At 49.1% G+C, this 24,579-nt stretch carries 24 protein-coding genes; all 24 read right to left on the bottom strand.

The window, feature by feature from the left end:
• Positions 1-24: 24 nt before the first annotated feature.
• The gene (locus K325_RS0105365; protein ID WP_029653241.1) at positions 25-1,191 is read right to left on the bottom strand and encodes a glycosyltransferase family 4 protein; all 1,167 of its coding nucleotides are present in this window, start codon (positions 1,189-1,191) and stop codon (positions 25-27) included.
• The gene (locus tag K325_RS18220) at positions 1,182-2,129 is read right to left on the bottom strand and encodes a glycosyltransferase family 2 protein (protein WP_051146563.1); all 948 of its coding nucleotides are present in this window, start codon (positions 2,127-2,129) and stop codon (positions 1,182-1,184) included. Before K325_RS18220 ends, K325_RS0105365 begins: the two co-directional genes overlap by 10 nt.
• Complete coding sequence (locus K325_RS0105355; protein WP_051146562.1) at positions 2,126-2,962, bottom strand: polysaccharide pyruvyl transferase family protein; 837 nt, start codon at positions 2,960-2,962, stop codon at positions 2,126-2,128. Before K325_RS0105355 ends, K325_RS18220 begins: the two co-directional genes overlap by 4 nt.
• Before the next feature lie 6 nt (positions 2,963-2,968).
• The gene (locus K325_RS0105350) at positions 2,969-4,711 is read right to left on the bottom strand and encodes a polysaccharide pyruvyl transferase family protein (protein WP_029653238.1); all 1,743 of its coding nucleotides are present in this window, start codon (positions 4,709-4,711) and stop codon (positions 2,969-2,971) included.
• Between the two features lie 3 nt (positions 4,712-4,714).
• Positions 4,715-5,521, bottom strand: a complete 807-nt coding sequence (locus K325_RS0105345; RefSeq protein WP_029653236.1) for a hypothetical protein — start codon at positions 5,519-5,521, stop codon at positions 4,715-4,717.
• Positions 5,518-6,474, bottom strand: a complete 957-nt coding sequence (locus K325_RS0105340) for an NAD-dependent epimerase/dehydratase family protein (protein ID WP_029653235.1) — start codon at positions 6,472-6,474, stop codon at positions 5,518-5,520. Before K325_RS0105340 ends, K325_RS0105345 begins: the two co-directional genes overlap by 4 nt.
• The gene (locus tag K325_RS0105335) at positions 6,467-7,528 is read right to left on the bottom strand and encodes an MraY family glycosyltransferase (RefSeq protein WP_084694162.1); all 1,062 of its coding nucleotides are present in this window, start codon (positions 7,526-7,528) and stop codon (positions 6,467-6,469) included. The genes K325_RS0105340 and K325_RS0105335 overlap by 8 nt, the downstream gene beginning before the upstream one ends.
• Before the next feature lie 83 nt (positions 7,529-7,611).
• Entirely contained in the window at positions 7,612-9,546 is a 1,935-nt protein-coding gene (locus K325_RS0105330; protein ID WP_029653233.1) for a polysaccharide biosynthesis protein, read from the bottom strand.
• A gap of 202 nt (positions 9,547-9,748) precedes the next feature.
• Positions 9,749-10,963, bottom strand: a complete 1,215-nt coding sequence (locus K325_RS0105325) for a DegT/DnrJ/EryC1/StrS family aminotransferase (RefSeq protein WP_029653232.1) — start codon at positions 10,961-10,963, stop codon at positions 9,749-9,751.
• A gap of 93 nt (positions 10,964-11,056) precedes the next feature.
• A complete protein-coding gene (locus K325_RS0105320) occupies positions 11,057-11,713 on the bottom strand; it encodes an acetyltransferase (RefSeq protein ID WP_029653231.1) in 657 nt (218 codons plus the stop codon).
• A gap of 1 nt (position 11,714) precedes the next feature.
• Positions 11,715-12,323 (bottom strand): sugar transferase, encoded by a 609-nt coding sequence (locus K325_RS0105315; RefSeq protein ID WP_029653230.1) that lies wholly within the window; start codon positions 12,321-12,323, stop codon positions 11,715-11,717.
• Positions 12,320-13,444, bottom strand: coding sequence for a glycosyltransferase family 4 protein (locus K325_RS0105310; protein ID WP_029653229.1), 1,125 nt, complete (start codon positions 13,442-13,444; stop codon positions 12,320-12,322). Before K325_RS0105310 ends, K325_RS0105315 begins: the two co-directional genes overlap by 4 nt.
• The gene (gene tviB / locus K325_RS0105305; protein WP_029653228.1) at positions 13,441-14,703 is read right to left on the bottom strand and encodes a Vi polysaccharide biosynthesis UDP-N-acetylglucosamine C-6 dehydrogenase TviB; all 1,263 of its coding nucleotides are present in this window, start codon (positions 14,701-14,703) and stop codon (positions 13,441-13,443) included. The genes K325_RS0105310 and tviB overlap by 4 nt, the downstream gene beginning before the upstream one ends.
• A complete protein-coding gene (locus tag K325_RS0105300) occupies positions 14,704-15,717 on the bottom strand; it encodes an NAD-dependent epimerase/dehydratase family protein (RefSeq protein ID WP_029653227.1) in 1,014 nt (337 codons plus the stop codon). It abuts the gene before it with no gap.
• A 41-nt stretch (positions 15,718-15,758) separates the two neighbouring features.
• Positions 15,759-16,823, bottom strand: a complete 1,065-nt coding sequence (locus K325_RS0105295; RefSeq protein ID WP_211218133.1) for a glycosyltransferase — start codon at positions 16,821-16,823, stop codon at positions 15,759-15,761.
• Between the two features lie 228 nt (positions 16,824-17,051).
• Positions 17,052-18,116, bottom strand: a complete 1,065-nt coding sequence (locus tag K325_RS18915; protein WP_029653225.1) for an EpsG family protein — start codon at positions 18,114-18,116, stop codon at positions 17,052-17,054.
• Positions 18,117-18,321: 205 nt separating this feature from the next.
• Positions 18,322-18,609 carry a hypothetical protein gene (locus tag K325_RS0105285; RefSeq protein ID WP_029653224.1) on the bottom strand — a complete coding sequence of 96 codons (288 nt, stop codon included), beginning with the start codon at positions 18,607-18,609 and terminating at the stop codon, positions 18,322-18,324.
• A gap of 99 nt (positions 18,610-18,708) precedes the next feature.
• Positions 18,709-20,154: a lipopolysaccharide biosynthesis protein gene (locus K325_RS0105280; protein ID WP_051146559.1), complete on the bottom strand. Its 1,446-nt coding sequence runs from the start codon at positions 20,152-20,154 to the stop codon at positions 18,709-18,711.
• Positions 20,154-21,323, bottom strand: a complete 1,170-nt coding sequence (locus K325_RS0105275; RefSeq protein WP_029653222.1) for a TDP-N-acetylfucosamine:lipid II N-acetylfucosaminyltransferase family protein — start codon at positions 21,321-21,323, stop codon at positions 20,154-20,156. Before K325_RS0105275 ends, K325_RS0105280 begins: the two co-directional genes overlap by 1 nt.
• Before the next feature lie 83 nt (positions 21,324-21,406).
• Entirely contained in the window at positions 21,407-21,640 is a 234-nt protein-coding gene (locus K325_RS0105270; RefSeq protein WP_029653221.1) for a phosphopantetheine-binding protein, read from the bottom strand.
• A gap of 11 nt (positions 21,641-21,651) precedes the next feature.
• On the bottom strand, positions 21,652-22,581 hold the full coding sequence (locus tag K325_RS0105265; RefSeq protein ID WP_029653220.1) for a ketoacyl-ACP synthase III: 930 nt from the start codon (positions 22,579-22,581) through the stop codon (positions 21,652-21,654).
• 25 nt (positions 22,582-22,606) lie between these two features.
• Complete coding sequence (locus K325_RS0105260) at positions 22,607-23,179, bottom strand: hypothetical protein (protein ID WP_029653219.1); 573 nt, start codon at positions 23,177-23,179, stop codon at positions 22,607-22,609.
• A 13-nt stretch (positions 23,180-23,192) separates the two neighbouring features.
• Complete coding sequence (locus K325_RS0105255) at positions 23,193-24,137, bottom strand: DapH/DapD/GlmU-related protein (protein ID WP_029653218.1); 945 nt, start codon at positions 24,135-24,137, stop codon at positions 23,193-23,195.
• The coding region (locus K325_RS0105250; RefSeq protein ID WP_211218132.1) for a DegT/DnrJ/EryC1/StrS family aminotransferase at positions 24,134-24,579 on the bottom strand (446 nt) is incomplete at its 5' end. The genes K325_RS0105255 and K325_RS0105250, both read right to left, overlap by 4 nt.

Genomic DNA, 24,579 nt, shown 5'->3' with positions numbered 1-24,579 from the left:
TGTGACAAACGTTATTTGAAATCATCAGCTTCTTCTTACCAACACTCGGTAAATACTAAGAAACTGCTCAACAACGGTTACCTTGTCAAAACCACTCTCCACCTTTTCACGGGCCTGAACACCGATATTCGAGAGGCATTCCGGTGTTTCTATCAACACCTTAAGCCTATTAGCTATGGTACCCGACTTTGAATTCTTCAGAAGCAAGCCCGTCTTGGAATCTTCTATCAGTTCCCGGCACCCGGAAACATCCGTTGCAACAATACAACGCCCCATCGCAGCTGCTTCGATAAGAATACGAGGGATACCTTCACCATAGGTCGTGGGCAAAGCTACAACGTGGTGCCCGGCAATAACACTGACCATATCACTCACTTGCCCTAGATATCTCAAACGCCCGAGAGAGTGCTGCTCCTTTATCCAATCTTCACTGATTGCGCCTTCAGACTCAGGCTCAGGAATGCCAGCAACTGATAACTCTACCCTCACCCCCCGCTCCTTCAGCGCATTGACCGCTTCGACGAGAGGAGGCAAACCCTTCGCCTTCAACAAACGGGCAGCATGCAATATCCTCAACGGTTCATCAGTCTCTTTGGTATTCTCAGTATATCGAAACCGCTGTAGATCCACTCCGGCTCCCAGAGAAACAAGACTTCTTGTATCGGAATGAGATATCCATCGTTTGAAATAACCGGCATCTTCATTATTTTCAAATGTCACCCAATCGACGTCTCTACACGCCAGCCTTAGAGCAGCGGTCGCCAACACCCGCTTTACAGAACCCGTTATCGATTTACCAGACAGAACGCTGCCCATCCCCGGGAAAGTCTGCACATACCTGCATTCGGGATGATGACTCAGAGCATGAATGCCACAGAGCAGGTTTGGTTTGATCGTAATCGAGTGAACGATATCAGGCTGGATCTGATCAAGAATCGCTTTCAATGACTGATATTCTCGTTTCAGGAACGATGGAGCTATCGAAAACCGAGAAACCGGCCAGTGCACCCAATGAAGGCCCTGGCACTCAAAGAATTCCCGGTCTTCATGCTCACAGTCCGACTGGGAAACCACGTAGACTTGAAGCCCTTCAGCCTTTGCCGCCAAAGCCCTCTCGAGCCAATGCAACCGGAAGTACCAAGCGACATTCACCACAAACACTATTTTTGGCGCAGAATTGGCTAGGCCCATTTTTGATTCAGCGTCTTAATCAGATGACGAAGGATAGGAAACCGGACAAAGCCAGGAAGCCAGGAAGCTAAATAAAAAAACAAAAACTCCACTCGATTCAAATATCGAGCTTTAGGATTAGCAAGGGAGGAACGGACTCCAAGTCCGGATTTGTAGGCGCATTGATACGCTAAACTACCACGCATCACACGCGTAACATAACGTTTCAAGTGGTTAGATTCAGCCCCAAGGCCAAGCATATAATCCAGGTACACAGGATCTGACAAACGATGGGTTAAACCAGAAACAGCAGATGAACTCGTCAAATCATAGCTTGCCAGCGGTTTATCAATAAATACACCACTCCCCACCTTCAGAAGCCCCAACCACACGACTTGGTCCTCCCCCATGCTCAATTCAGGAGGAAAGCCCCCGAATTGCACAAACCTCTCTCGATGCACGACAACAGAAGAAGCAGTAAAGGGAAGATCACCGCTAACCGCCCACATGAAATAGTCATTAACCGGGCTCACAATAGTGTCAGCTAAAGGAAACCGACCAGCAATACAGCCGCTCTTCGCCAAATAACTATATGCTGTACCAACAATACTCACCCCGGCACTTGTGCACTGACAGCATTCGGACAGGAAGCCGACTTCCCAAAAATCATCCGCATCCAAAAAAGCAACCCACTGGGCAGACGCTATATCCACCCCCAGGTTTCTGGCCGATGAAACACCAGTATTCCTGGGCAAATGCACGACCTTCAAGTTTTCTATATGGCTCAGACCTTCGAGTACCTGCTTCGTGGAATCTGTCGACGCGTCGTTAACCACGATAACTTCGCGCGGGCAAACAGTCTGGGCCAAAACCGACTCAATTGCTCGCACGACCGTAGCTTCTTTATTGTACACAGGTATGACGACCGAACAGTCTACTTGTCTGGTAAACGTACTCATTTCCAGGGAAACGCCTCAAGCAGAGCTTCGCCCATCGCATAGCCTTTATGCAGTGACGCCAGGCTCGCCAACCCCAGCCAGTCAGCATTAGCTAATTCCAGAACAGTTTCGGGATACGCATCTGGTTCATCGAGTGACGAATAGTAGTCATTAAACTTGAACCCGCTTCCAACAAGGTTCCCAGAAAACTCAACCCAGTGGTTTGGAATGCCGTAGGCATCTGCAGCGATGAGCCCATGCAGAGACGACGACAGAATTGTCTCACAGGTAAGAAGCTCATCGATAAAAGGTTCAACATCTTGCCTGATATCAATCAAGGCTACATCACCTGGCAGGGTGACGCCCTTAAACAAAGGCAGGTCTGTATAGTGCGGGACAATTCCAACGCGGTACTGCCGTCGCTGTTCGGATGGTTGGTAGAAGCGCGGCATTAACATCGCCGGATCACCCAACACGTCGGGGGGCTCGACACCTGAGCGATCCAGGCTTTCACTTGAATACCTACCCCGAACGGCAGAGATTTTAGCAGGTACGGCCTGCAAAGAGTCAGCACTAGAAATGAATCCGGAGCCCCATACAACCGAGGAAGCCGTGCTACGGGACAGAATACTGCCTACCGTAATCAGGTGAGCAGCCTTTTCTGAGTATGCGGGTACAGGCGTTGCTCCGGTTATACGCTCAACAATATACGGGCCAACCAAGTCGCCCCAGTTGCGTACGGCGAAAAACCAGTACATAGGAATAACTGCCTTTCCCGACGCTTTCAGAGACTGCTCTCTCAAAAATGCCTTGGGAAAGGACAGTGCACCTCGCGCTCCAAACCTGAACAGCACGCCCGCTTACCTGCTTAACTCGGTTCTATACATATCCAAAAGAATATCAACCCGCTCAGAAGAGATCGCATCCTTCGAAACCAAGTTTTGCAGCTCAAGACTGCAGAGATCCGTTGGAATAACATCCGGACTTCGCGGCGCAAGCCCAACCCCCTCAAAATAGTCCTTGTATTTCATCCCATCACCATGAACGAAACTTTCACCGCCTTTAAAAGAAACCAAGGCACAGGGGATGCCGTACGCCTGGCAAACAATAAACCCGTGCATTGCGCTTGAGATCACGTAGTCAAATTCGTGCAACTTGGCAATAAACGCCTCTACATCCTTCGGAGACGAAGCAAAAATACTAATTTCCTCCATGTATGAAGGCAGCTTCAGATCAATACCCAAGTGAGTAAAATGCCTTATTAGCCCGACTTTACCGGACTTTGTTGTGGCGCCAGGTGTAAAAATGCGGGGCAGTAGAATCGCCGGGTCACCATAGATCTCTGGATCCTCCCCACCAGATGCTTTAACAACGGCACCAGTTCGGGGACCTCGCAAACTCAGGATACGCGCTTCCGGATTCACCACCGCATCTTTCCGACTAACCCCAACTCCCATCAGAATGGATGTCGGCGTTGCAAACTTACCAATGGAGCCTACCGCCAGATAGTGATACTCCGAGCTTCCCCGCCTGGGATTAACATACTCAACGCCACGGCCTGTCAACTCTCTGAAAATATATGGGGCAAGCCAGTCGCCAAAGTTACCGGGTGCTGGATCAATCCACCAGCCTAGTTTCAGAGGGTCCGCATCTACCTCATTCTGAGCAGAGTAGCGATAGGCGCACATCGACTTACCCAGATAGATGGTTTTCTCTCGCTGACCGGATCCCGATCCTTTATCTGCAAACCTTCCCAGCGAGTCCAATCGCGAAGCATTGCCTTCTTTTGCAGCCTTAATGACCTGAATCCTTAACGACTTTTCTGTCAATACAGTCACATTTTGCGACATCGAACGGGCCTTCAGAGCTCCAAGGGCCCGTTTCACAAACGGTTTGAATCGCTCAGGTACAACGACAGCCCCGACTTCTTTGAGTCGCCGCTTCACCCTGGCATTAATAGGCACAGCGGATTCCGGCAAAAGACTGCTGTGCTGAGATACCTTGCCTTTGAATTTAGCCACATTCCCGCTCGCCCCAAAAACAAAAAAAGTTTCTGCGACTACGGCTTCTTCAGTTCGCGCTGCCGTAATAGAGGGAATGATCTGAAAACTCATACCCGATCCATTCTTTCTCCAAGACTCCTCAAAGAAATAGTCGTCTGTGGCCCGATCACTAAAGGCCTGTTCAGCGGCGTGTGCGTCATCGATAAACTCCCTAGCCGCTCTGGATGTATTAATCCCCCAGAAACAGGGCTCCCAAAAACGGGACCGGCCAGCGTAGCCAATCATATCCGGGGTTGAAAATCCCCGTTGAAAACCAATAATGTCGGCTGAAAACTCTGCGACATAATCCGGGAGGTCAATCAAATAGCAGTCAACATCTATCCAAAACACCTTTTTGTCTGGATTCTCATCACATACCTTTTTGATCATTCCGATCTTTTCGCGGCAAATGTCCGGCCACTCTTTACCTTCAGGAATATCAATGCCATCAATTCTGTACGGTAGGCCCAAAGCATCCAGCCTTGCCTTTAGTTGATTGGCCTTACCCGTATAATAATCATCATTGGTATGGAATGAATAAATGAGAATATCTTTGTTCATTAACTACCGACCCTTAACAGAATCCAGAATATTCGGAAGCTCTACGTAGGCAAGCGCGCGCGCCATTCTCATTGCTGACCCGCAAAACATACCTAACGTTACGTTGTAGAGCCGCACCAAAAATAAGCCTACCAGAGCTGAGACAGGAACCAGGGCATCCATCGCCACAAGACCAAGCAAACAGGAGAACAACAACGCTGCGGTAAAACTTCCAAACGCCGAGGACAATTCCTGAGCACGCACCCTCTGATAAACCCGATGGTTACCAACCTCATGACTGGTAGCAACCTTGTTAAACCGCAACTTTTTTTGAATGCACCATTGCTTCAGGAAAAGACGATTTGAAACCAAATAAAACAATATGAATGCCACGCAGAACGACACACCAAGAAAAGGGCTGATATAAAAGCACGCGCTACCCATCGCCAACAGCTGAACAAGAATGGCAATAATCTGTACTTGTTCAATCAGAACTGCGCGAAGCCACGCCGGCACAGAACCAGCTCGACCATGCAGAGCATTCATTAAATGATTGATAAAGGATACACGCCCCACCTTCACCAAGTACCTCAGGGCATAGACCAGCACAAGAAGGAAAACTATCTGTACAACAGAGAACATTTTCTCTGTGTCTGACAGCACTTCCCCAGCGCTCAGAATAAAGTCTGCCAAAAGCTTTACTAAATAGAGTTCAATGACGGGACTTAACGCTAGAAAAAGAAGCCCAAACGCCACCAACACCTTCAAGTTCCAGCCACAAAGCGCCAGCAATCGAAATGAGAATGAACATGTGCGGATGATCCCGGTCATTTCTTCTCCATCGAAGATTGCACCTCAGAAGCCATGGCTCGAACAGCTTGCTCCACACCCTTCTCGGGGCACCAAGCCAACTTTTGCTTGGCAACGGTATTATCTACAACCAGAGATCCCAGGAGCTTCGCACGTAACTCTGAGCGCCCCGCCAAGCGAAACAATAAAGAGAGCAGGAATGCCGGAACAGGCAAGAGCCAGGAAGAACTCTTGACCTCTGAAAACATCCAACGACAAATGTCAGAGGTAGAAACAACAGAGTCATCAGCCGCCAGGAGTACGGTCGCCAGGTTATCTTTTGCGAAAACGCATTTGCAAAGAAGATCGGACAAATCAGCCACCGAAACCATGGAACGCTTATTCTCAATGGCACCCAATGGAAGTGGCCAGCCCCGCACGATCCATCGCGCCAGATCTGCAAGATTCCCCTTTACACCAGGGCCACAAACAAGCGGCGCCCGAACAACGACCCAGTCAACACCAGAGTCCTGGCAAATTCTTGAAACACGACGTTCCGCTTCCAGCTTCGTGCTGCCGTAGTCGGACGATGGCCGGGGCGCGTCGGACACCCTAAACGCGCTGCCCTCAGGGGTATGTTCTCCATTTACTTTGATGGAGCTCATGAACACGAAACGCTTCACACCGGCTGAGACCGCAGCCTGGACAAGGTTCTCAGTGCCCTTAACGTTAACGGCATAGATCTCTTCATATCCGCCCTCGCCCACTCTATCGTGAGTGAGAGCCGCAAGATGAACAACCACATCAACATCACGAAGCGCAGCTTCCCATTGTTTGCGGGCGGCTAACAAATCCAAGCTTAGCTCTCCGGGTTCAGACGCAACAGAACGCCTTCCGAAGAACCCCCGTACATCTACTCCAGTTACACGCAGAAGACGACAGACCTCGCTCCCAACAAAACCACTGGCGCCAGTTACTGCAACAGTTTTAGTCATAAGACCCAACGTTGCCAGTACCAGAGAGTCGACCCGCCCCAACAAGCCACCCGGCCACGCCAGAAAAGACCAGAAACAGGCTACCAAACACAAACGGCCCCGAATGCGGGTATACATTGGCAACTATCGAGCACGGGAGAAGAACAACCAACATGACAACACCGAAACCAAGCGTCACCTTTTTATGACTTCCAAATCGGTCCGTCAGCTTTTGATACGCGTGTAAACGGTGGGCCTTCATAATATTCTGACCCGTGATCAAACGAATAAATAGAGTAGTTGTTGCATCGGAGATAAACAACGTAAGCAAAATAATCCAACTCCACATACTCACATGCGTAAGCGAAGCGGACAACAACATCATAAAGCCAATAACAAACCCTAAGAACCCACTACCCCCGTCACCCATAAAAATCTTTGCGGGCGGCCAATTCAAAAGCGTAAAGCCCAGCACAGCTGCCAACATAAAAAGGCAGATCCACGACCAATTCACCTGCCCCATATACCAAAAGTTGAACGCCATACCTGCGAATAACATCAGTGCTTGCAAGGCCGCAAGACCGTCTATGCCATCCATAAAGTTGTATAAATTGATAAGCCAAACCCAGCAAACTGCAAACAGAGGCCACATCAAAAAGGTGGCCGAAGAGTCCACTTCAACCCCAAACATGGAGAGAACGGGCAGCGACGGTATAGAAGCCATCCCAAACCCCACCACAATAAAGTGAGCCAAAAGGCGCAGCCTGGGAGATACATCGCCAAAATCATCCCAGACCCCGAGAGCAACCATCGCCAACCCAAGCAGCATAAACGCCAACATTGAGTAATCTGGCAGCCAATCAAGCACCGAAAACATTAAACCTAAGGAAATGGACACAAATGCGATGGCAATACCGCCACCGTGTGGGGTAGGAATGGTGTGAGAGCAACGCTCTGAGGGGTGAACCAGTAAACTACGTCGAATGGCCCATGAACGGACCACAACAGTAAGGCTCGCAGCGCTGGTGGCAACGGCAACCAGCGCCAAGACGAGTGGTAGAGAAAAGTGATTCATGGTAGCACCCAAAAAATTTGCGGGATTGTACCACGACCAATGCCGACTTTCGCGGCCTCGTAAGACTATTCAAAGTGCAAGGCTTAGTTAATACTCACCACCTTTTGGGCTGGAGAAGGCGGCTCAACGTTGGCTGAGCCATTTGACCAGACAAGATCGGCGAGAGAACCATTAGGCACATAGCCCGTCTGGGCACCTTTCAGCAGCTCAATCGCAGCCTCACAATCGAAAGAGTGACTGGCTCGCCCCAGCCCTTGCAGGATATTCTCAACCTCTGGCCAGTTCAGCGATCTTTCCCTCGCCATCATAATCCTGGGGTGAGACGTGCCTTGCGGGTTCTTGCCAATCAGCAACTCCTCAAATAGTTTCTCACCGGGGCGCAGGCCACTGAACACAATCTCAATATCGCCACCGGGATTTTCTTCAGACTTTTCCTCCAACCCCATCAGGCGGATAATCTTACGAGCCAGGTCAACAATCTTGACCGGCTCGCCCATATCCAGAACAAATACTTCGCCACCCTGCCCCATGCTGCCAGCCTGCAGCACCAACTGACTCGCCTCCGGAATGGTCATAAAGTAACGAATAATATCGGGGTGAGTGACGGTAACCGGGCCACCATCGCGGATCTGATCACGGAATAGCGGCACCACCGAACCAGAAGACCCCAATACATTCCCGAACCGAACCATCGAAAACACCGTGTCAGACTGCCGTTGCGCCAAGGCCTGTAACACCAACTCGGCCAATCGCTTGGTCGCACCCATAACATTCGTCGGCCGGACAGCCTTGTCGGTCGAAATCAAAACAAAGCGCTTCACACCAGCCGCAATTGCCGCTTCAGCCGTATGCCAGGTGCCGAACACATTATTCTGAACCCCCTCGATGACATTATGCTCAACCAGAGGAACATGCTTATAAGCCGCGGCATGGTAGAGCGTGTCCACCCCAAAAGCTCTCATAGAAGCCTCTGATCGGCGCCGGTGCACGACGCTGCCTAACAGCGGATGGATCTCTACACCTAGCCCTTCAATGGAATTGATTGAACGCAACTCTCGTTCAATACTGTAAAGAGCGAACTCCGAGATCTCGAAGAGCACCAAAACACGAGGCCTGTGGCGAATGATCTGGCGGCAGAGTTCCGATCCAATCGAGCCCCCCGCTCCAGTTACCATCACAGACCTTCCGAGCAACCCCTCTGATATTTGCGCATTATCTGGCCTAACGGGCTCACGACCCAACAAATCTTCGATTTCCAAATCACGAATATCGTTAATACGCTTATTGCCCGAAATGAGCTCAGCCATGCTGGGCACCGTCTGAACCGGGACAGCAAGCGGCTCCAGCTGTTTCAGTAATCGCCTGCGATCGACGCTTGAATCGGCATCCAGCGCCAACAACAAACGCTTCACCCGGTGTTTGCGAACCACTTTCTCAACGTGACTGATGTCGTATACCGGTACTCCGTTTATCAGCACGCGATGGTTGGCTTTCAAAAAACTGATAAAAGCGGCCGGGCTATACTCGGTGCCTTGCTCCAATGCCTGACACAGTTGCAACCCGGTTTCCCCCGCCCCAATGATTGCCACTGGCTGCTTGTTACGGCGCCCGGGGTGCATCACCAACATTCGAACCCCCATCCGGCTGCCCGCCACAAAAATAAAGGCCAGGGCGGCATATATAATCGGAACGGACCTAGGAACGAAAACCTCTAGCCAATAGCCAAGCAGAATCAGCGCCACTGCGGAGATAACCGTACCGCCAACCACCGTCAAAAAAGCCCTGTCGCTCAAATAACGAACCACAGCCCGGTACAACCCTAAGCGCACAAAAACCGCCACTGAGATCACCACCGTTAAACCCGAGAGAATGACCTGGTCTCGAGTCGGCACCCACAGAGATTGTTCAAAACGCAGGGAAAACGCAGCCCACAGAGCAAAAGTAAGCGCCACCACATCGGCCGACACGGACACAATTCGCTTTTGCAACCGCGATAAATTCAGAAATTTTTGAAACATTCGCTCACGTCCTTGCCCTATCCCTTACCTAGGGTTGGCTATCATAGTAACAAACCCAAGCCCCGGCGCAGTGTAAAAAAAACATTAAATAACCCTAAACCAAAAGATTGGCGTAGTTATTCAACAGGCATCCATCCTGAATCCTGCCACCGACCAAACGCAATATAGCATAACCCAATTCATTCCTTTTAAAAAAACAAAATTACTTTCGCGTTGCCGCCAAGACAACACTCCGAAGGAGTTCGCAGGTTTTATCGATCTCGCTCTGAGCGATCGTAGGGTGCACCAAAAACATCAAACTGGTTTCTCCCAGCTCACGGGCCACCGCTAAAGGTTGATCAGGCCTCCATTCCGTCCCATCAAATGCGCGCTCTCGATACACCTCCGAGCAGGACCCCTGAAAACAGGGTACGCCACGGACAACCATCTCATCGATGATTCTGTCCCGGCTCCAATCTTTCGATAACCGTTCCGGCCGAAGGTGGAGATAGCATTTATAGTGGGCGTGAGAACAACCGCTCACTTCGGAACACCGGGGCTCGCACGCCGAACTGCAACCAAACGTCGGAACGCGTAAAGCTGAAAGTTCTCTGGCCGCCGCCCAGATACGTTCTGCGTTAGCGGTGCGGGCTCGCGTCCATTCAGGCATGCGCCGGAGCTGGATTCGACCAACAACCGCCTGCATCTCTGTCATCCGCCAGTTGGTGCCAAACGAATCATGCAACCATCGGAAGCCTGGCTCATGATCCCGTTCATACACAGCTTCCCAGCTTTTGCCGTGGTCCTTGTAGGACCACATCTTCGCCCAAAGCGATCTGTCACTTGTGGTAACCATGCCACCCTCTCCACCGGTGGTCATGATTTTGTCCTGGCAGAACGACCAACAACCAACGTGGCCAATCGAACCCACCGAGCGCCCTTTGTAGCGAGCGCCGTGGGCCTGAGCGCAATCTTCGATGACGTAAAGACCAAATTCTTCTGCCAGCGCCATGAAACCATCCATATCGCAGGGCCAACCAGCTAAGTGCACGCACACAACAGCCTTTGTTCGTGGCGTGAGAACCTTGCGAACGGTCTCTGGCGTGATGTTCTGGGAATCCCGGCAGACATCAGCAAACACCGGCACTGCACCGGCAGTCACGATACTAGAGGCCGATGCAAGGAAGGTGCGAGGCGTAACCACTACCTCATCTCCCTCGCCTATCCCTAGAGCCTTCAGCGCGAGATCCAAAGCCACCGTACCATTGGCCAGGGCAATCGCATATTCGGTGTCCGCGAACGCGGCAAATTCCCGCTCAAACTCGCGGCATTCCTGGCCGGTCCAGTAATTTACCTTATTGGAGAGAAGCACATCACGCACTGCATTGGCCTCTTCTTCAGAGAAGGAAGGCCACGGGGAAAAAGGTCCGTTCAGCATGGTTACTCTATATGTCGTTTTGAATAAATCGAATTTGTAGTATGAGGGAAAAGCGAAGATTCATTTTTCTACGCCAAAGATACTCACCAATCCTCAACGCTTGCGGGGCTCAAACACCTTGGCCGGATTACCCACCACCGTAACCCCCGGCGGCACATCTTTAGTAACCACGGCCCCCATACCAACCACGGCACTTTTACCAATCACCAACGGCTTCTCGGGCGTGCCCTGCTTGATCACCGCGCCAGCTCCAATGTAAGCATGGTCTTCGATTACAACATTCCCATTACACCGCACCGAAGGCGCAAAAGTAACGTAGTCGCCAATCACACAGTCGTGTGCCACGTAGCTATAAATATTCGCGTGGAAGTACTTACCAATACGAATATTCGAAGTCAGCTGTGTAAAGTGACACAGAATCACGCCCTCCCCCACGTCCACTTCGTCCAGAATCACCGTGTTATCGGCTCTAACAGATAGAGAACGAATACCATCTTTCGTACATTTAGCCGCCAGCTTTTCGCGAATCGCACTGTTGGCAATGGCAAACACAAGCTTCTTTTCCCCAGCGTCGCTTTCAAGAAACTCGTCATAGCGAAGGACCGGATAACCATTCAGGACCTTGGGCACATCACCGTCATCCACAAATACCAACTCAGCACTCGTAGTTTTTAACTGCTCCCGAACCAGCGGCAACACCTCACGGCCAAACCCACTCGCGCCATAAATACCGACTAAAACATCAGCCATTTCACTCTCCTTGTTGCTTGCCGTTACCGGTAAATCGAGACATTGTCACCTCACCTTCCCCACTAATCCCCTCGCGAACCAGTACTTTCTTAACCGTCAGGAACAGAATTTTCACATCCAGCCACAGCGACTGATTGTCGACATACCACACATCCAGCCGGAACTTGTCTTCCCAGGAAAGCGCATTTCGGCCATTTACCTGTGCCCAGCCGGTTACCCCAGGACGCACGTCATGGCGGCGATATTGCTCTTTCGAATATAGCGGCAGGTATTCCATCAACAGCGGCCGGGGGCCTACCAAGCTCATATCCCCCTTGAGCACATTCCACAATTCTGGCAGCTCATCCAGGCTGGTGGCGCGCAGAAAGCTGCCAAACGGCGTCATACGCTGATCGTCCGGTAGTTGATTACCCTGCTTGTCGGTCGAGTCGAGCATGGTGCGAAACTTAACCATCTTGAAGGGCTTACCGTTCAGGCCGGGGCGGGTTTGACGGAAAAAGACGGGCGAGCCGAGTTTATGGTGGATTAGCACTGCAACAACGCCTATAACCGGCAACAAAACCACCAAAACCAAGGCAGATGCCAATACATCAAAAAGTCGCTTAATCACGTAATCCCCATCTCTGCCAACATAAACGCATTAACCCGATGCACATCGTACTTCTGCTCTGCTACCTGTCGGGAACGTTGGCCCATCCTAACCACCAACTCCGGGTTCTCGATGAATCGAATCATCGCCGCCGCCAGCTGATCCACCGCCTTTACCGGTACCAAAAACCCGTTATCACCGTCAGTGACCGTTTCCCGACAGCCGGGCGCCTCGGTGGTGATCACCGGTCGCCCCATGGCCATGGCCTCCAATACGGTGCGGGGGGTGCCTTCCCGATAGGAAGGGAGCACGTAGACTGCACACTCCGAGATAGCAGGGCGCACATCAGCCAGCTTGCCAAGGAACTCGACCGTACCCGCGCTTACCCATTTATCCAGCTCCTGCTGGCCAATGGCATCCGGGTTATCATCTATCCAACCAACCAACCGAAATCTTGCGCTATGGTACTGAGCTTTTACCTTGAGGGCCGCCTGGGCGTATTCCCGCACGCCTTTATCACCGAGTAATCGGGCAATCAGTAGAAATACGGGCTTCTCTGGCAAAGGCGCCAACGCATAATCGGCAACATCCACACCAGATCCGTTCACCACACACGAAGGGATTTTGGCTTGCAACAACCCCAACTGCCGGAACAAAGCTTCGTCATCGGGGTTCTGAAAGAACACTTTTCGACTTTTGGAAAGCCCGAACCGATATAGCCGCTGAATCAGCTTGCGCAGCAAGCCACGCTTACCTGAGGCCTCGCCGGTAAAGGCATAGCCCAGGCCGGTAACCAGTGCAAACCGGTTGGGCACACCCGCAAGCCAGGCGGCCAACGAACCGTATATCACGGGTTTGATGGTATACCCCAGTACGTAATTCGCCCGAATACGGCGCATCAGCCCCCAAAGTTCCGCTACCGTAGCCAAATCAGCCACAGGATTGGTGCCGGTGCGATTCAAGCCAATTTCATGCAGGGTAATTCCCAGCGCTTCCAGCTCCGCACGGATCTCCGGCACATCGGCCAAATCTGGCGCGGCCACATGCACATCCAACCCCCTCGCCACCAAGGCCTGCAGCAACGGCCCTCGAAACTTGATCAGTGAATCGGGAAAACTGGCAATTAGCAGAAACGTCTTCAAAGCCGTAAATCCGCCTCACCCAAAGGCAGCATGCCTTTCAGGTCAAACAGCACTCCGTCCGCCTTTAGATAACACCGCAGATCACTGGCACTCATTGCCATGTATTCCCGGTGGGGCACAGCCACAATCACACCGCCGTAGCTACCCGGCTCCGGCTTTTCCGTCAGGCTGATACCATATTCGTGCTCCGCCTCGGCGCTGTCGGCCCAGCAGTCGGTTACGTCTACCTGGCAACCGAAGTCCTGCAACTCTTTCACCACATCAATCACCCGGGTATTGCGCAAATCCGGGCAGTTTTCCTTAAAGGTAAAGCCCATTACCAGCACCCGAGCATTCGCGACGGTGTGGCCAGCTTTGATCATGGCTTTTACCAGTTCCGACGCCACATAGGGCCCCATACCATCATTGGTACGGCGACCCGCCAGGATGATTTCCGGGTGGTAGCCAATGGCCTGAGCTTTGTGGGTAAGGTAGTACGGGTCTACCCCAATACAATGGCCACCCACCAGGCCAGGTTTAAACGGAAGAAAGTTCCACTTAGTGCCAGCAGCAGCCAGCACTTCGTGGGTATCAATACCAAGCCGCGCAAAGATCATGGCCAGCTCGTTCATCAGCGCAATATTCAGATCCCGCTGGGTGTTTTCAATAACCTTTGCCGCTTCCGCCACTTTGATGGAGCTGGCCTTGTGGGTGCCTGCCGTAATGATATCTGCGTAAAGACTATTCACCTCATCGGCAATCTCCGGAGTCGAGCCAGAGGTTACCTTCATAATGGTGGTAACCCGGTGCTCCTTATCGCCCGGGTTAATGCGTTCCGGACTGTAACCGGCAAAGAAGTCCTGATTGAACTTCAGGCCAGATATTTTTTCCAGAACCGGGACGCACACTTCCTCAGTGGCACCGGGGAACACCGTGGACTCATAAATAACGATGTCGCCCTTCTTGAGGATTTTACCCACACTCTCACTGGCCTTCACCAGCGGCGTGAGATCCGGCGTTTTGTAGTCATCAATCGGCGTGGGCACGGTAACGATAAACACCGCACAGTCTTCGATGTCGCTCAGCGAATCGGTGACCGTCAGCTGAGAGGCTCCGGCCAGTTCTTCCGCGGAGACTTCCCTAGTAAAATCCTCTCCTTGCTTCAGCTCTGCAATGCGCTTTGCGTTGATATCAAAGCCCCAAACCGGGCGTTTTTCGCCAAAGGCAACAGCAAGGGGCAGACCGACGTAGCCCAAGCCAATAACAGCTATTTTTTTCATTTAATGCTCCAAATACCAAGGCATGGCCTTAGCAATCCCATCCTGAACCCGATACTCCGGCGCGTACCCCAGCTGGCTGGCGGCCTTGCCAATATCCGCCTGAGAATGCCGCACATCCCCCGGCCGAAAATCCCGGTACACCGGCGCTTTGTCATACACCACGCCATTCTCCGCCAGAGCACTCTTCAGTGCGTAAAACAGATCATTCAGCGTAGTGCGGTCACCGACCGCCACGTTGTAAACCTCATTTTTGGCAGAATCCTCCGCAGTGGCAGCCAGCAAGTTGGCTTGCACTGCGTTCTCGATAAAACAAAAGTCCCGACTGGTTTCGCCATCGCCGTTGATGAACACGTCCTCTCCCCGCACCATGGCTGCAGTCCACTTCGGGATAACCGCTGCATAAGCACCGCTTGGGTCCTGCCGCCTACCAAATACATTGAAGTAGCGCAAGCCAACGGCCTTGAAGCCGTAACTGCGGGCGAACACTTCCGCATACAACTCATTGACATACTTTGTGACAGCATAAGGCGACAGCGGCTTGCCAATATTCTCCTCAACCTTCGGCAACACCGGGTGGTCACCATAGGTAGAGCTGGACGCGGCATAAGTAAAGCTCTTCACACCCGCATCCCTCGCCGCCACCAGCATATTCAGAAAACCGGTGATATTGGCAGCGTTAGTAGTGATCGGATCATTCAAAGACCGGGGCACTGAGCCAAGCGCCGCCTGGTGCAGTACGTAATTCACTCCCTTGCAGGCCTGTTGACAGTGTTCCAGAATGCGGATGTCGCCTTCGATGAAGGTAAACCGCGCCCATTGTTCTGGAGTGACCAGAGATTGGACCTCATCCAGGTTGTGTTGGTAGCCGGTGGCGAAGTTGTCCAAGCCTACTACATGTTGGTTGAGTTTAAGGAGGCGTTCCAAGAGGTTGGAGCCTATGAAGCCGGCTACTCCGGTAATTAGCCAGGCTTTGGATGCGGGTCGACAGCAAGAGTTACCATTATGAAAATGCATAAAATTTAAGACATCATAGTTTAACGACTAGAGTAACAACATTATCGGATATCGAGCTTTTGAAGCCAAACGTCTATCCTATCATCCCAAGATACAGCGCACTCCGGATACTGCCGATCTTTAAAGTCTTCGAATGCCCTCAGTATAGCTAAACGAGCGTCTTCTGTGCTTGTAAAATCCACAGAAACCCCAACCCCGAAGCGCTCAACCTCATCCGAGTAGCCATTAGTATTAGACTGAGCTAACACAAATCTTTCATTAGCAATATAATCATATAACTTCAACGGACTACCCGGGCTTACTCGGTTATTTTTTACAGGTAACAAACAAAAGTCCGATGCCTTAATCAATTCTGAGCAGCCAACGTCATCCAAAGGTGAAATATTTAAACAGATGTGTTCTCGGTCAAACTTACTAACATCACCTCCACCAAAAACGACTTCGATATCATCGTGGTTTTTATTAAAACATTTTTTCAGATTAACAAGATAGTCTACACCATGCCATTTCGATGCAGTACCTACAAAAACAACAACCTTGGCATCATTAGAAATTCCATACTTTTTCCTAGCGTCCGACTTACTGATCGTACTCCTCGAATCAGGCGAAAACCCATTATATACATAAAAATCACTATCCCTTGCCCAGCCTCTTCCTCGAAAATAGGCCAAAAGATCTGGATGATTAAATATCCTAAAATCAACCAAACGATCCAAAGCATGCATCCACCTAGACAACCCCTTTATGGCTAGAAGTCTTATCCCTTTATAAGGAAGCAAGGAGGACTCTTCGATTGCGTTTGCATGAATTTCTCTAGCCGAAGTAATTTTAAGAACCCTAGAAATCAAAATACTAAAAAAACCAGAATATCCTCGACTTATAAAAATGTCCGGCTTACAAGAAATCAAAATAAATGCAACCTTAACATCCAAATAGATAAAAGAAAATATTCGAGATAAAAGAAACTTTGAACCATCACTGACAACATAAAGCCGAGAGACCTTCCCCCTAAGAGCAGACAACTTTTGTCTAGTCGCCCTATTTTTACCAGTTGAGCCAGAGAGATCAAAGTTGCACAAATAAACCATGCTCAACTTATTCTTCATAGTCATAAAACCCTATATCATCCATAAACCAAACGCGACAAACCAAGGCTAAAACCTCAGTGATCGGCAAACAAAAAACACCATTGAGCCAAACAATACCATCCGATCACTCTTTAACTTAAAAAAACACCAAGAATTATGGACTAAAAGCCTTCAAAAAAACTAAACTTTTAGCTACCAGAAAACAAAATACTCAAAAACCACCATTACTAACACCAATAAATTTTATTAAAAATTAAAATAAGAATCCTCCCAAAAGAAGCTGTACGGCGTAAGCAAGAAATCCAAATTAACCCGACTATCACTATATTTTTCATGCTGATCAGGAATACTACTAATAAACAAAACAGAATTAATCAAAAGAAACAATATAAAAAACCAAAATGACAACGACCTAAATGGAAATTTAAGTCTGCCAAAATAAGAAACACCCAAGACCAAATACAAAAACAAAGAAATGTCATACAACCTATAAAAAATAGGAAAATAGACCCTAAAAAACAATATGAAAACCATAAACAAAATCACAAAAAAATACAGCTTGTCAAACTCTCTCTTAAATGAAAAAGAAAACAAAATTAAAATTGAGAAAAGCAAACTAGAAACCGATAACCTAAAAGACTCAGATTCACTAAAATACGCATCAAACTTTCTATAAATATAATCACCAAAATAAATAAAAACAAAAAACAAAATAACAAAAAACACCAAAGAATAAACAATCTTGCGAACCTTTGGCAAATTAGACGAAACAATAACAAAAGGAAAAAAAGCAAGAGTTGAAAGGTGAAAAACAGAAGACAAAACAAAAAAGATTGATTTTTTCTTATACCCCGTCTCTAAAACAGAAATTGCCAAAAACTGAAGAGCAATACCAATTCTCAAAACATTAAACTGCATCTCAACATAAACCGTAATCACATAAAACAAAACCAACAATAACGACTTCCCACTCTTCAAATATACAACATAAAACAAAACCGTCTGAACAAACGAAAGAAACAGAAAATATAAAGGCGCACTATCGAGAACCAACTTGTGAATATATGTAACAAAGACAAATCCAGGCTCCATTCTCAACAAATAATTTGCTAACGCACCCGGCGAATCTATGAGGCTGTACATATTAAGATAGGACTGAGAATCGATTCCGACTGACCCCCTAAGACCCGAAAACAAGAAAATCAAAAAGAACGATAGGGATAAAAATAACGCACTCAGCTCCTTCTTTTCCGACTTAGACAACAGTAGACATAGAGAAACCGACCCAAAAAAAAGATAATATATAATCATTTAATTGAAAAAAACCTAAGATTAATTATTTCGGCTGAAAAAAAAGAGTTAATTGGTAAATTTCTTTGAATCATAATTTCAAATTTTTTGGAGGGGGAGCTGCGAACAACGCCCGCACCAGCACATCTGTTTCTGTCTTCTTCAAACCTCTGGTTTCCCAGCATTGCTGCCCGGCGCTCTGGCCCTTGGTAACCGAAAAATAAAACTACAGCACGAACACCCAGGACTCACGGATCTTTTCCCGGTTAAGCGTCCACCAGCCGCAGGAGAACAGCTTGTCGCGGTATTCCGGCCTGCCGTGGGTCAAGAGGAAGTCTTTGGAGAACTTTACCTGCAGCGACGTCATCTTTTGGTCGGTAACAAGCAAGTCGGTGCCTGTTTCTTTAGACGACACCCATACGTTGACTTTATCGCCGTTCGGGGCTCGCAGGTGCAGCTCAATGTGGAAGCCTACCAGGTACTCGCCAGCGTGGATGGTGAATAGGGGGCGCATGGTTAGGTCTTGGGTGTTCTGTTCGGTTAATGGCCAAGCAAGATCTTTGAAAGGCAACACAAGAAAGCTTTAATACACTGTATGCTTCAAGGAATCCGGCTACCGACCGCGGCTCAAAATCCCCCGAGCAAACTGAAGGGGTAACAAAATCGCCATCCTGTCAATGAGAAGAAGCAAGAGCACGTAAAGCACCAACATCAACATACCAATAATCAACACTTGCATTATCACACCCACATCGACAATACCTATTGACAAGTAACCGAAAATTGCCGACATAAGCGCCGCAAAAAGAATAGGCCCAAAGTCCTGCACTTGTTCTTTAACACCGTAACCTAAAAGCTTGCTCGAAAAATAACTATTCGGAATATAGCTGAGACAAGAAATTATGACCTGACCAACGATAACTGCTGTAACTCCATATCGATAGGTGATTAATAATACCGTGCCGTGCATTGCTTTCTTAACCAGCTCCAAATAGAGAAAAAGATCAGAGCGGCCTTTCACCTTGAGAATATTCAGATTTACTGAATGTAGCGGCATTATCAAAGCTGCTAAACATAGCAGCTGAAAGTAAGGCACTGCCGGGTACCACTTTTCTGGTAGCAATATCTGAAATAGCGGGCTGGCTAAAGCTGCAGTAAAAAGAATTCCCGGGAAGAGCGCAACGGTCATCAGGATCACGATCTTCCTATACCCCTGCTTCAACCGCGCATCATCGTTCTGCACTGAAGCCAGCGCTGGGTATGTAACCGCTTGAATGGAACGAACCAGTTGCTGAACAATCAGTTCTTTGATCTTATTCGCAAAGAAATACAGGCCTGCGACTGGCGCTGAAAACACCTTTGCGATCACGATCACATAGAGGTTCTGAAAAACCGTGTCGAGTACTCCAGATAGGAATAACTTATAGCCAAAGTTGTACATCCCTTTGAGCGATGGCCAACTGAACTGCCGCGTTGGGCGCCACCCCTCCAGTTTCCAAAGCAGAGCTGTTTGCACTAGGGCATTCAACAGCATCTGGCTAACAAGCGCCCATACCCCCCAACCAATGTAAGCCAGACCCACGGCAATCACACCAGAAATTACGCTTGCCGGCAGACTGGCCTTTAACTGGGCCTTGAAGTTCAACTTCCGGCTAAGGCTTGCAACCTGCACCACCTGAAACGACATGATGATAACAGACACCGACGTAACCCGAATAAGGTTTTCCAATCGCGGCTCTTCATAAAAACCTGCTATGGCTGGCGCAGCCAGAAACAGGGCGCCGTACGAAACCAATCCCAACAACAAGTTGGCGTAAAACGCCGTGGCATAATCTTCCTGCGTTATGTTTTCCTGACGAATCAAGGCTTCACGGAAGCCAGAATCCATCAGTGAACTACCAAGAGCGAGAAACACCGCCATCATGGCGACCAAGCCAAAATCCTCAGGGACCAAAAAGCGAGCCAGAAGTAGGGTAACGAGAATACCCACGCCACGAGTGGCTAGCTGTTGGCTGAAATTCCAGACGATTCCAGTAGCGGTTCTAGCGGACAACGACATCAAACAGCCTTCTGGCCTTTAAGACGGATGATTTCAGCAACAAGATTCTCGGTGTAACCTTCAAACGCTGCCCTTCCCTTAGTCCTTCTAATCGCCTCCTGCTGCCGAGCAACGACCGAAGGTGGCAGAGGTTGATTCAATACTGCAGTGTCATTGAGCAACGCATTAATAGAGCTTACCGTCAGCCCCATAGCTTTAAACTCAGCATATAGAGGATTAGCAGTATCGAGATAAACTTTCGCGCCCAGAAAAAGCGCAATAAACAAATTTCCAGCCCCTTGCTGGCGCAAATGGTTCATGATTACGCTGGAGCAAGTGCTAAGTAGCTCGATATATTCATCCAAATCCATAAATTCAGTAATGGGCTCAAACTGATCACCAAAAAGTCGCCGCCCTTCTATGATAACTTTTTCCCGGTGGGCTCGATTTCCGTAGCTTAACGGCACAATAAGTTTTGAATCGGCGGGAACGCCTGTCTCTGCGAGGACCCTGAAAATATCTAGCTGGTTATTGGTGGGTTTGGCGCTGTTGCCAATTAGAATGTTTTTCCCGGTAATCCCTATATTGCCTAGCTTTCCATCTACAAGATCTGCAATTTTTCCATAGTTCCAGCGAACATACTCAGGGAACTGTTGCGTACCGATCGCATTTTTCAAAAGGAGGTATTCACTTTGCAGTACTGGCGCAAACAAATCGATTTTTTGCACCAGTTTTCGCTTGTGTTTGGCATTCGGATGGAGCCCTCTTCGGACGATACCGTTGATTAGCTGCTTCGGCGTTTTTTTCAGCTTAGATGTAACCGGTCTCTGAAACGCTAGAGTGTCTGGCTTAAGCAAATCCGACGGGCCAGTGGTCAATAGGTCGTAGTAGTCATACCCCATGCCAATCCACACCACTGGCACCTTGTCGTTTAGCCGAGCAAGCACTTCTAACGAGAACGCATACAATGAGTGCAGAATGATGGCGTCGTACTGCTCCAAAGACCTTATAAACTTCGGGCTCCAGAATGCATACTTTGAGACACGTACAGGCTTGATCTTTTTCAGGTGCCTGATCGAAGCAGACTTTCCATCAAGCATAAACGTGTTCTGGCCCGGAGCGACAGCTTCAAATAATTCGTAGGCTGAATCGGGGAACTTTTCATCTGTTATGAGGTGAAGAAACTTCAAACTGGCGTCTCGATATACTGCGTTTGTTTTCCTGATACAGGATTAGCTAGTTGGGGCACTTTCAGTGCCCCTACATCACAATTTCACTTCAAAATAAACTCAACAATCTTCTCCGGAGTATCCAACCCCTCAGCCTCATCATCACTAATAGTAACCCCAGCAGCCTCCCCCACATCCATAATTACCAGCATCACATCCAGTGAATCAACACCAAGGTCCACAAGCGTTTTGCCCATTTTATCTTCAGACATTTTTAGGTCTTCAACATTTTTTTCCAGCATGGACATAACGATTTTTACAGCTTCTTCGCGGTTCATAGTGCTTCCTATTAGTTTGGCTTTACTTCTTCATAGATTGCTGTCGCCCAAGACAACCCAACGCCGAAGCCTGACATAAGTATTTTTCGGGGGCTGTTATCTAGTTCTGCTTCCAGCAGGAGCGGGATGGACGACGAAACAGTGTTTCCGGTTTCGGAGAGCCTGATGGGTGCTTTTTCAGCAGGGATTCCAGCTCGCTTTATCGTGTTTTCCAGCATAAAACGACTGCCTTGGTGCAGAAGAAACAGATCAATATCTTCAGCAGTCAATTCTGCGGATGCCAGCGTGCGCTTGATCTGCTTGGGTACATCCTGCAAAGCAAAGTTGAATACAGCTCGGCCGTTCATTTCCAGGCCATGCTCTGTTTTCTGAAGCGCCTCACTGCCAGCACCCTTGGTGGAGAATTTTGCGGTGGCTAATTTGTAGCGTGGCATATCGCTGATAAACGTAACAGACGCAGCATCACCAAACAAAAGGCATGTGTTTTTATCTTCGGGGTCAAGAATCCGGGAGTATGGGTCGCAAGTGAAAAGAAAGCCCTTTTTCATTCCGTTCGCAGCCATAAAAGATTGAATCACGCTTAAACTATAGACATATCCGGAGCATCCCAGCCCAATATCAAAGCAGGCACAGTTCTCCGGTAGCTGCAAAGCAGCATGGACTAGAGCTGAATTGTGCGGCAATCCGCCGTTGTCCGGGTTTTGAGTACACAGAACCACACATTCAATCTCTGACTTGTCGATCTGTACTTTTTGGCACAGGCGGTTGAAGGCTGCAACGCTCACACTAACAACACTGTCTGTCTCTTCAAACCGAGGCAAAGTTGCAACACCAATTTTTTGCTCAACAAATTCACGATCGGTTTCAAACCGATCGGCCTGCTTCAAATTATCGACTCGACCTTTTGGTAGATAACTCGCTATCGACTGAATCCCTAACATGAGTGGCTCCTATTGTTCTGACGCATCAAGAAAAGTACATGTCAGCGATTTTCTCGCCATTAACCAAAACATCACTGCAGGTTAGCCGTGTACCCACCTGTTTGGTGATGCGAAGCTCCACCTTCTCCATATGGGGGATTGGAAACTGGCCGTCATAGCGGGAAAAAACCCATTTCTTTGCACTATCCACACACTCTTGGTGCATTTTCTTACAGAGTGATACCAGCAGTTCAATCTTGTCCGTATGATGAGGATTGTCCTGAGCGATCGATCTATCGCCAACGATGGCGCCACGGAATGCTTCCGGCTCATCAAATTCCTGTCGCACGGCTTCTTCGGTTTCGGCCGCAGCATTAATGCAAAGTGAGTAACTCTCACCGTCGGTTCTTACTATTTTAGCGACTACCGCATCGGCTGCTGTTGGCGCACGTTGCTCCAGTATGCATACCGGGTTGTGGATCATGTGTTTGAATGACACATTGATCTTGCCTTTCGACAACCCTATCCGGCCAGCTACCTCAATCAAAGCATTAAACAAACTGGTTCCCTGGATATAATTCCGGTCACCCTTGAACACAAACTTCAGCACTTCCGACATAACAACTCCTAGCCTATCGCTTGGGGCCGGTGTTGAGGCCAACCATTCGCTTGGCGGGATTACCAAACATTGAGTGGTTTGGCTCGACATTTTTGACCACAACACTGCCCATACCCAACGATGCTTCTGCGCCGATTACCAAGTTGTCCCGAACACTAACACCCATTGCAATGGTCGCTCCGGCATGTACGACGGTATGTCCACCAAGCAATGATCCTACAGACATCCAAACCCCATTCTCGACAACTGCGCCATGGCCTACGTTGCACAGATTGCCGATGACTACATCGTTCCCGATAAACGTAGGTGCGAGAATCCCACCGGCAATCACCGCATTTGCACCAACTTCTGTATTGTCGCCAATAGACACACCACCCACATGGGGAAACTTCAGCAATCGACCGTCAGCTGCGCGGTACACCGTCACTCCGTCGCTTCCAATCACCACGTTTTCCCGAATGGTGGTATTTCTTCCAATTCGCGAACCACGCTTGATAACGGCACCAGCACCGATCACGCTGCCCTCACCTATGTCGACGCCAGGCTCGATAACGGCTGAATTTGCCACCTGCGCCTCGCTCGAGACGGCGGCTTCACCGGTGTAGCCACTCCAATGAGCATCTATGCCTATTGAATCAATCAACCACGTGAGCACATCCATAAATACTGCTCTGGAGTCTGATACCACACAGAATTGATTGGAGCCCAGGATTGATGCTTCCGGCAGTTCATCCGTCAAAACAAAGGAGCCTGTTAATTCTGCACCTTTGCCAAATTGTTCAGCGTTAGCAAAGACAAGCTGGTTGTGCCCACCGGTACGGGAGTCACAGGTGCCTGTTAGCTCCAGACCTTCTGCACCGGCAAGTTTAATGGTGCCAACCAGCTCCTCAATAAAGGCAACGATTCTTGAAGAGTGAACCGGTTTTCTAAAAAAGGCGCCCGTTGGTCGAGTTGTCACCGAGCAACCTCCGATACTTTCCTGGATATCATCTCAATCTCTTCAGCGTTCAGGCCGGAATAAATTGGCAAACAGACAATGCGGTCAGATAGTTTTCTGGATTCGGAACAGGCCGTTGAAGTTGCCTCCAGAACTGCCACGGAATCCAATGATGGATAAAAATACCGACGCGCAAGGACACCTGAATCACGAAGGGAGGACATAAGTTCGATTACCTTCACCTCGTTTTCCAATGCAATCGGATAGTAGGCATGGTTGTAGCTCGCACCAGCTTGAATGCGCTGTTTCTGGAACTTGCCGTCAAGAAAGTGACTGTAAGCCTCAGTAACTGTTTCACGATCTGCGCTGATTTGTTCGATCTCATCCAACACGCACAAACCCATGGCCGCCTGCAACTCATTCATTTTGGCATTAATGCCCAACTCACCGATGGTGTCCGGCC

Origin of the sequence: Marinobacter daepoensis DSM 16072 (genome assembly GCF_000421165.1) — a bacterium.
Taxonomy (GTDB): Bacteria; Pseudomonadota; Gammaproteobacteria; order Pseudomonadales; family Oleiphilaceae; genus Marinobacter; species Marinobacter daepoensis.
Note: the sequence above shows the minus strand (reverse complement) of the source record. Positions and strands in the feature narration are given on the sequence as shown.

What these genes read in the sequence shown, in the direction of transcription:
- K325_RS0105365 (WP_029653241.1), bottom strand. Translation starts at nt 1,191, where the DNA reads ATGGGCCTAGCCAATTCTGCGCCAAAAATAGTGTTTGTGGTGAATGTC.
- K325_RS18220 (WP_051146563.1), bottom strand. Translation starts at nt 2,129, where the DNA reads ATGAGTACGTTTACCAGACAAGTAGACTGTTCGGTCGTCATACCTGTG.
- K325_RS0105350 (WP_029653238.1), bottom strand. Translation starts at nt 4,711, where the DNA reads ATGAACAAAGATATTCTCATTTATTCATTCCATACCAATGATGATTAT.
- K325_RS0105345 (WP_029653236.1), bottom strand. Translation starts at nt 5,521, where the DNA reads ATGACCGGGATCATCCGCACATGTTCATTCTCATTTCGATTGCTGGCG.
- K325_RS0105340 (WP_029653235.1), bottom strand. Translation starts at nt 6,474, where the DNA reads ATGACTAAAACTGTTGCAGTAACTGGCGCCAGTGGTTTTGTTGGGAGC.
- K325_RS0105335 (WP_084694162.1), bottom strand. Translation starts at nt 7,528, where the DNA reads ATGAATCACTTTTCTCTACCACTCGTCTTGGCGCTGGTTGCCGTTGCC.
- K325_RS0105330 (WP_029653233.1), bottom strand. Translation starts at nt 9,546, where the DNA reads ATGTTTCAAAAATTTCTGAATTTATCGCGGTTGCAAAAGCGAATTGTG.
- K325_RS0105325 (WP_029653232.1), bottom strand. Translation starts at nt 10,963, where the DNA reads ATGCTGAACGGACCTTTTTCCCCGTGGCCTTCCTTCTCTGAAGAAGAG.
- K325_RS0105320 (WP_029653231.1), bottom strand. Translation starts at nt 11,713, where the DNA reads ATGGCTGATGTTTTAGTCGGTATTTATGGCGCGAGTGGGTTTGGCCGT.
- tviB (WP_029653228.1), bottom strand. Translation starts at nt 14,703, where the DNA reads ATGAAAAAAATAGCTGTTATTGGCTTGGGCTACGTCGGTCTGCCCCTT.
- K325_RS0105300 (WP_029653227.1), bottom strand. Translation starts at nt 15,717, where the DNA reads ATGCATTTTCATAATGGTAACTCTTGCTGTCGACCCGCATCCAAAGCC.
- K325_RS0105295 (WP_211218133.1), bottom strand. Translation starts at nt 16,823, where the DNA reads ATGAAGAATAAGTTGAGCATGGTTTATTTGTGCAACTTTGATCTCTCT.
- K325_RS18915 (WP_029653225.1), bottom strand. Translation starts at nt 18,116, where the DNA reads ATGATTATATATTATCTTTTTTTTGGGTCGGTTTCTCTATGTCTACTG.
- K325_RS0105285 (WP_029653224.1), bottom strand. Translation starts at nt 18,609, where the DNA reads ATGCGCCCCCTATTCACCATCCACGCTGGCGAGTACCTGGTAGGCTTC.
- K325_RS0105280 (WP_051146559.1), bottom strand. Translation starts at nt 20,154, where the DNA reads ATGTCGTTGTCCGCTAGAACCGCTACTGGAATCGTCTGGAATTTCAGC.
- K325_RS0105270 (WP_029653221.1), bottom strand. Translation starts at nt 21,640, where the DNA reads ATGAACCGCGAAGAAGCTGTAAAAATCGTTATGTCCATGCTGGAAAAA.
- K325_RS0105265 (WP_029653220.1), bottom strand. Translation starts at nt 22,581, where the DNA reads ATGTTAGGGATTCAGTCGATAGCGAGTTATCTACCAAAAGGTCGAGTC.
- K325_RS0105260 (WP_029653219.1), bottom strand. Translation starts at nt 23,179, where the DNA reads ATGTCGGAAGTGCTGAAGTTTGTGTTCAAGGGTGACCGGAATTATATC.